Raw genomic sequence first — 6,207 nt, 5'->3', positions numbered from 1 at the left:
CACCCGCCCTCCCCCGCGCCGGATTCGGCTTGCACGAGCGGAGCAGTTCCGGGGGCGGGGCGGGGTCAGCTCTGTTAGATTGGTCTATACCACAACGTCATCTCTCCTCCCTTCGCCCACTCTCCAGATCGGCAGGCCCAGCGTGGAAGTTGTCATCGTCAAGGACGCCAAGGCAGGCGGCGAGCTCATCGCGGGGGCCATCGTGGACCTGCTGGCCCGCAAGCCCGACGCGCTGCTCGGCGTGGCCACCGGATCCACCCCGCTGCCCATCTACGACGCGCTGGTCGCGCAGGTGAACGCCGGTGCGGTGGACGCCTCGAAGGCGCGGATCTGCCAGCTCGACGAGTACGTGGGGCTGCCCGCGGGACACCCCGAGTCGTACCGCGCGACCGTGCTCCGCCAGGTCGTCGAGCCGCTCGGGCTGCCCGAGACGCAGTTCATGGGCCCCGACGGCAGCGCCGAGGACGTGCAGGCCGCGTGTGACGCGTATGACGAGGCGCTGGCCTCGGCCGGTGGCGTGGATCTGCAGATCCTCGGGATCGGGACCGATGGGCACATCGGGTTCAACGAGCCCTGCTCGTCGCTCGCTTCGCGTACGCGGATCAAGACGCTGATCGAGCAGACCCGGATCGACAATGCGCGGTTCTTCGACAACGACATCGACCAGGTCCCGCACCACGTGATCACGCAGGGCATCGGCACCATCCTCGACGCCCGCCACCTGGTGCTGCTCGCGACCGGTGAGGGCAAGGCCGACGCCGTGGCGCAGACCGTGGAGGGCCCGATCTCCTCGCTGGTGCCCGCCTCCGCGCTGCAGCTGCACCGGCATGCGACGGTCGTGGTCGACGAGGCCGCCGCTTCCAAGCTGAAGCTGGCGGACTACTTCCGCCACGCGTTCGACAACAAGCCGGACTGGCAGGGGATTTAAGGGGACATACGAAGTGGGCCCCCTCCTCGCCGGAGGGGGCCCACTTCGTATGCACGGGTAAGGGGTGTCCTGCCCGGATGGCATCCGAGCAGGGGATCTCCTGCCCGGACGCCACCCGACGGGCCCGTCCCCCCAGGGTCCGTCGGGTGGCGCGGGCGGTCAGGCGCCCGTGAGGACTTCCGCCGCGGCGACCCCGCACACCCGGGCCGCGCCGTACGTCGCCACGTGCAGCGCACCCCGGGGCTCGGACTGCGGCACGCCCATCTCGACGACAACAGTGTCGGGCCGCGCGGCGATCAGTGCGTCAAGGGCGGAGGCCATCCACGCGTGCCGGTGCTCGTCGCGGACCACCGCCACGATGCGGCGCGAGCCCGCGGCCGCGAGCAGCGCGTCGGCCGAGACCCCGTCCCCGTACGAACCGGTCTCCGTGCCCGGGAGCCGGCGGCCCAGTTCGGCCGCCACGCCCCAGGGCGTCTCGTCGCCGACCGCGATGTTGGCCATCGGCGTGAAGGCCGCCACATAGGCCGGAGCATCGAGCAGCGGACCGGAGCCCGTCACCGTGAGCGCCCGGCGGGCGGCGACCAGGCCGATGTCCGTCTGCGGCGCGCGGTCCTCCCGTACCGAAGAAGCCGTCCACTCCCCCAGCGCGCGGACCCGGGCGGCCGCGTCCGCGAGGCGTTCCTCCGGGAGTTCGCCGCTGCGGACCGCCGCGATGAGCGCGTCCCGCAGGCGCACCACCGTGTCCTCGTCCGCGAGACCGCCGCCCACGCAGATCGCGTCGGCGCCGGCGGCGATGGCGAGGACGCTGCCGCGTTCGATGCCGTACGTCGCGGAGATGGCCTGCATCTCCATGCCGTCCGTGACGATCAGCCCGTCGAAGCCCAGCTCCTCGCGCAGCAGCCCGGTGAGGATGCGGCGCGAGAGCGTGGCGGGACGTTCCGAATCCAGCGTCGGCAGCAGGATGTGTGCGCTCATCACCGCCTTGGTGCCGGCGGCGATCGCGGCACGGAACGGCGCCAACTCGCGTTCCCGCAGGACCTCGAGCGTCACGTCGATGCTCGGCAGCGCGTGGTGCGAGTCGACGCTCGTGTCGCCGTGGCCCGGGAAGTGCTTGGTGCAGGCGGCGACGCCGGAGGACTGCAGGCCCCGGACGTACGCGGCCGTGTGCCGGGCCACCGACGACGGGTCCGCGCCGAAGGAGCGGACGCCGATGACGGGGTTGTCGGCGTTGGAGTTGACGTCCGCCGAGGGCGCCCAGTTGAGGTTGACGCCGCAGGCCGCGAGACGGCGGCCGAGCTCGGCCGCGACGTCATGGGTCAGATCGGCGTCGTCGACCGCGCCGAGCGCATGGTTGCCGGGGAACGACGAGCCGCTGCGCACCTCGAGGCGGGTGACGTCGCCGCCCTCCTCGTCGATGGCGACGAGGACTCCGTCGCGTTCGGCCCTCAACTGGGCGGTGAGCGCGGCGAGTTGCTCCGGCGTATGGATGTTGCGGCCGAACAGGCCGACCGAGTGGAGACCTTCACCGATCCGGCGAAGCAGCCAGTCCGGCGCGCTGGTCCCGACGAAGCCGGGCTGCAGAACGGCAAGGGCGTCACGGGTCAGCGTGTCCGTGCCGTGGGCGAGTGTCGTCATGTGCGGGTGTTCATCCCTTCACGGCGCCTGAGGTCAGACCGCTGACGGCCCGGCGCTGCAGGAAGACGAAGAGGATCAGGATCGGAATCGCGAACAGTGAGGACGCTGCCATCGTGGCACCCCAGTCGTCACCGAAGTTGGTCTGGAAGCGCTGCAGCCAGATCGGCAGGGTCTGCGCCTCGGCCTGCTTGTTGAGGACGAGGACGAGCGGGAACTCGTTCCAGGCCGTGATGAAGCCGAACAGCGAGGTGGCCATCAGACCGGGCGCGAGCAACGGGAAGATCACCTTGCGGAAGGCCTGCATCCGCGAGCAGCCGTCCACCATCGCCGACTCCTCAAGCTCCTTCGGGATGGCGGCGACGAAGCCGCGCAGCGTCAGGATCGTGAAGGGCAGCACCATCATCATGTAGAAGAGGGTGAGCGGGATCAGGCTGTTGAGCATGTCGGAATCGCGGACGAGGAAGTAGATCGCGATGACCATGACTTCCCAGGGCGCCATCTGCGCGACCATGAAGCCGATGATGAAGCCGCGCCGTCCCTTGAACCGCATCCGCGCCAGGGCGAACGAGCCGGCCAGCGCGATGAGCAGCGAGAAGACCACCGCGCCGACGGTGACGGTGAGCGAGTTGCGCACCAGGGTCCAGAAGTTGGGTGCGCCGAGCGCCGTGTTGAAGTGCTCGAAGGTGAAGTCGACCGGGAACCAGACCGGGTTCTCGCTGATGATGTCGATCGTCGGCTTGAAGGACGTCGCGAACATCCAGTAGACGGGGAACACAAGCCCGAGGAACAGGATGAAGGCGACCACATTGGGCCATGCGCGGCCGAACAGTGAGCGCTTCACAGCTCGTCCTCCTCTTGCTTGAGCACCAGACGCAGGTAGTACGAGGTCAGACCCAGCAGGACCAGGATCGTGAGCAGCGAGATGGCGGCGCCCACTCCGTAGTGCTGGTTGCCGACGCCCTCGATGAAGGCGTACACGGGAAGGATCTCCGTCATCCGGTCGGGGCCGCCCTCATTGATGGCGAAGACCTGGGCGAACGCCTTGAAGATCCAGATGACTTCGAGGAACGTCGTCGCGAACAGGAACGGACGCAGCGTCGGGAACGTGACGTTCGTGAAGCTCTTCCAGGCGCCGGCGCCGTCGAGCGACGCGGCCTCGTAGAGCTCCTTGGGGATGGTGGTCGTCGCGGCGTAGAGGTTGATCGCGACGAACGGGATGGACTGCCAGACGAGCAGGATCACCAGGACGGTGAAGGTGGACATCTGGCTGCCGAACCAGTTGTAGTCCGCCATGCCCTCGAAGCCCAGCTTCGCGAGGACCCAGTTGACCACCCCGTACCGGGAGGCGAAGAGCCACTGGAAGACGGTGGTGGCCGCGATGGTCGGCATGGCCCAGGCGAGCACGAGGCCGAGCAGGAGCAGCAGCCGCATCTTCTTGCCGAGCCGCGCGAGCAGCAGCCCGACGAGCGTACCGACGATCATGATCAGTACGACGTTGACCGCCGTGAACACGATCGAGCGGCCGGTGACCCGCCAGAAGTCGTCGCTGCCGAGGATCTCGGTGTAGTTCTCGACGCCGTTCCACTCGGTGAGGTGCTGGATGAGCTGGCGCATATTGAGGTTCTGGAACGACAGCAAGCCGTTCTTGACCAGCGGCCAGCCGAGCAGCACCAGCGTGGCTGCGAGGGCGGGGAGAAGCAGGAGGTACGGGGCGAGTCTGGCGCTGCGGGCGCGCTTGCTCTGCTGAGTGCGCGGCCCCCCTCCCCCGTCCGACTTATGGACCTCTACCGGGCCCGTTCCCGGGCGGTCGGTCTGCACGGTCATGCTCGCCATCTCTTTCGTGGGGCGTACCGAAAGCATGCGCGTCCTGCGGGTGCGCGCACAGCGTGCCGGGGGCCGGGCCGGCGAACGGCCGGCCCCCGGCTGCGACTTACCGCTGCACTGCGGCGTCGGAGTTACTGCTCGGCGGAGCTCCGCGGTGCCGGTGACGGTGCCGATGACTGCTCATCTGCACACCTGCTCACCGCTCACCGCGGAGACCGCGTGTCCGGCGATCCGGCGTTACTGCTTCTGCGCGAGGCGCTTGTTGAACTCTTCCTCGACCGACTTGGCGGCTTCCTCATGCGACTTACCGTTGAGGAAGGCGGTCATGTAGGTCTTGATCGGGTTCGGAGCGTTCTCCACCGCGGCCCACTCCGCGATCAGCGGGGTGGTGCCACCGACGGCGGCGGCCGGGGCGGCGGCCTCGGCGGCCGGGTTGCCCGTCAGGTTGGACTGCAGCGACTCCTTGTTCGGGATGACGCCGTTGAGCTTGGCCAGCTGGCCCTCGAACTTGTCGGAGAGGGCGATCTTCAGGAACTCCTTCGCGAGCTCCTGCTTCTCGCTGCCCTCGGCGACCGCGAGGTTCGAGCCGCCGAGGAAGACGCTCTCCGGCTTGTCGGCGGTCTCACCCGGGATGGTGAAGTAGCCGATCTCCTTCTCGATCGCCGGGTTGGCCTTGATGGCGATGCCGGCTTCCCAGCCCATACCGATGAAGGCGCCGACCTTGCCCTTGGCGAAGACCTCACCCTGCTGCGGGGTGGCCTCGTCCTTGTCCTTGGGGGCCTTGGAGTAGTCCGCGTACTTCTTGTAGAGCTCCATGGCCTCGCCGACCTTCGGGTCGCCCAGGTTGGAGACCCACTTGTCGCCGTCCTTCTTCACGAGCTCGGCACCCTTGCCGATGGTGAGCCCGTCGAAGAAGTACCAGTTCTGGCCGGGCAGGTAGAGCGGCTCGGCCTTGCCCTTGGCCTTGATCTTGTCGAGGGCCGCGAAGAACTCGTCGCGGGTCTTCGGGACCTCGGTGACGCCGGCCTCCTTGAAGACCGCCTTGTTGTAGAGGACGACGCGGTTGGCGAAGTACCAGGGAGCGCCGTATTGCTTGCCGTCGAAGACCGAGGACTTGTTGAGCGACTCGGCCCACTCGCCGCCGATCTCGCTCTTGACGTCACCGAGGTCGGCCAGGCCACCGGTCTGCGCGTACGCCGGGGTCTGGGTGTTGCCGATCTCGAAGACGTCGGGCGGGTTCTCCTCGGAGAGCGCCGTGGTCAGCTTCTGCTGGATGCCGTTCCACTGCTGGACTTCGACCTTCAGCTTGGCGCCGGTCTTCTTCTCGAACTCGGCCGTGAGGTCCTTGACCCAGGCGTCCGGCGTGGAGCCGTCCATCGCCCAGAACGTCAGGGTCTGGCCCTTGAAGCTGTCGGGGCCTTTCTTGCCTTCGCTGCCCTTGTCGCCGCTGTCGTCCCCGCATGCGGCAATGGACATCATCATCGCTGCGACACCCGCAGCCGCAATCAGCTTGCGCTTCACGTCACCCTCCTCAGGGATCTGCCCACCCCCCTGCCCACTGCGGTGACATACGCCAAGTACTCCCGTGGGGCTGGGACCTGGTCTTTAATGGTGTAGACCAGTACCGGGAGCTTGGCCTAGACCTTTGGGGGTGTCAAGGGTGTATAAGAGGGGTCCCACATCCCGTTACCGGACCGACACCTGAGCTACAGCGACAGGCCGGGACAGGGCCGTGTCACGATGTGAGCCGCGATTAACGGAGGAGCCGGTGACGGCAGCAGCACAGGAGCCGCGCAAGAGCGTCACACTCGGCGGCCAGG

At 68.0% G+C, this 6,207-nt stretch carries 5 protein-coding genes; 1 reads left to right on the top strand and 4 read right to left on the bottom strand.

Going from position 1 to position 6,207, the window contains the following annotated elements; all coding sequences use genetic code 11:
• Nucleotides 1-142 precede the first annotated feature (142 nt).
• Nucleotides 143-928: a glucosamine-6-phosphate deaminase gene (nagB, locus tag G6045_RS38515; RefSeq protein WP_165336899.1), complete on the top strand. Its 786-nt coding sequence runs from the start codon at nucleotides 143-145 to the stop codon at nucleotides 926-928.
• A gap of 159 nt (nucleotides 929-1,087) precedes the next feature.
• Here nagB and G6045_RS38510 read toward each other — a convergent pair whose 3' ends face one another.
• The 4 genes from G6045_RS38510 to G6045_RS38495 all read right to left on the bottom strand — a co-directional run bounded on the left by G6045_RS38510 (nucleotide 1,088) and on the right by G6045_RS38495 (nucleotide 5,908).
• Nucleotides 1,088-2,563, bottom strand: coding sequence for a glycoside hydrolase family 3 protein (locus tag G6045_RS38510; protein WP_165336898.1), 1,476 nt, complete (start codon nucleotides 2,561-2,563; stop codon nucleotides 1,088-1,090).
• 10 nt (nucleotides 2,564-2,573) lie between these two features.
• Nucleotides 2,574-3,404, bottom strand: coding sequence for a carbohydrate ABC transporter permease (locus G6045_RS38505; RefSeq protein WP_165336897.1), 831 nt, complete (start codon nucleotides 3,402-3,404; stop codon nucleotides 2,574-2,576).
• Entirely contained in the window at nucleotides 3,401-4,387 is a 987-nt protein-coding gene (locus tag G6045_RS38500) for a carbohydrate ABC transporter permease (RefSeq protein WP_165336896.1), read from the bottom strand. The genes G6045_RS38505 and G6045_RS38500 overlap by 4 nt, the downstream gene beginning before the upstream one ends.
• A gap of 237 nt (nucleotides 4,388-4,624) precedes the next feature.
• Nucleotides 4,625-5,908 (bottom strand): extracellular solute-binding protein, encoded by a 1,284-nt coding sequence (locus tag G6045_RS38495; RefSeq protein ID WP_165336895.1) that lies wholly within the window; start codon nucleotides 5,906-5,908, stop codon nucleotides 4,625-4,627.
• Between the last annotated feature and the right edge of the window lie 299 nt (nucleotides 5,909-6,207).

The organism is Streptomyces mesophilus, assembly GCF_011044995.1.
In the GTDB taxonomy this organism is placed as follows: domain Bacteria; phylum Actinomycetota; class Actinomycetes; order Streptomycetales; family Streptomycetaceae; genus Streptomyces; species Streptomyces mesophilus.
The sequence above is the reverse complement of the archived record's forward strand: the minus strand, read 5'-3'. Positions and strand labels throughout refer to the sequence as shown.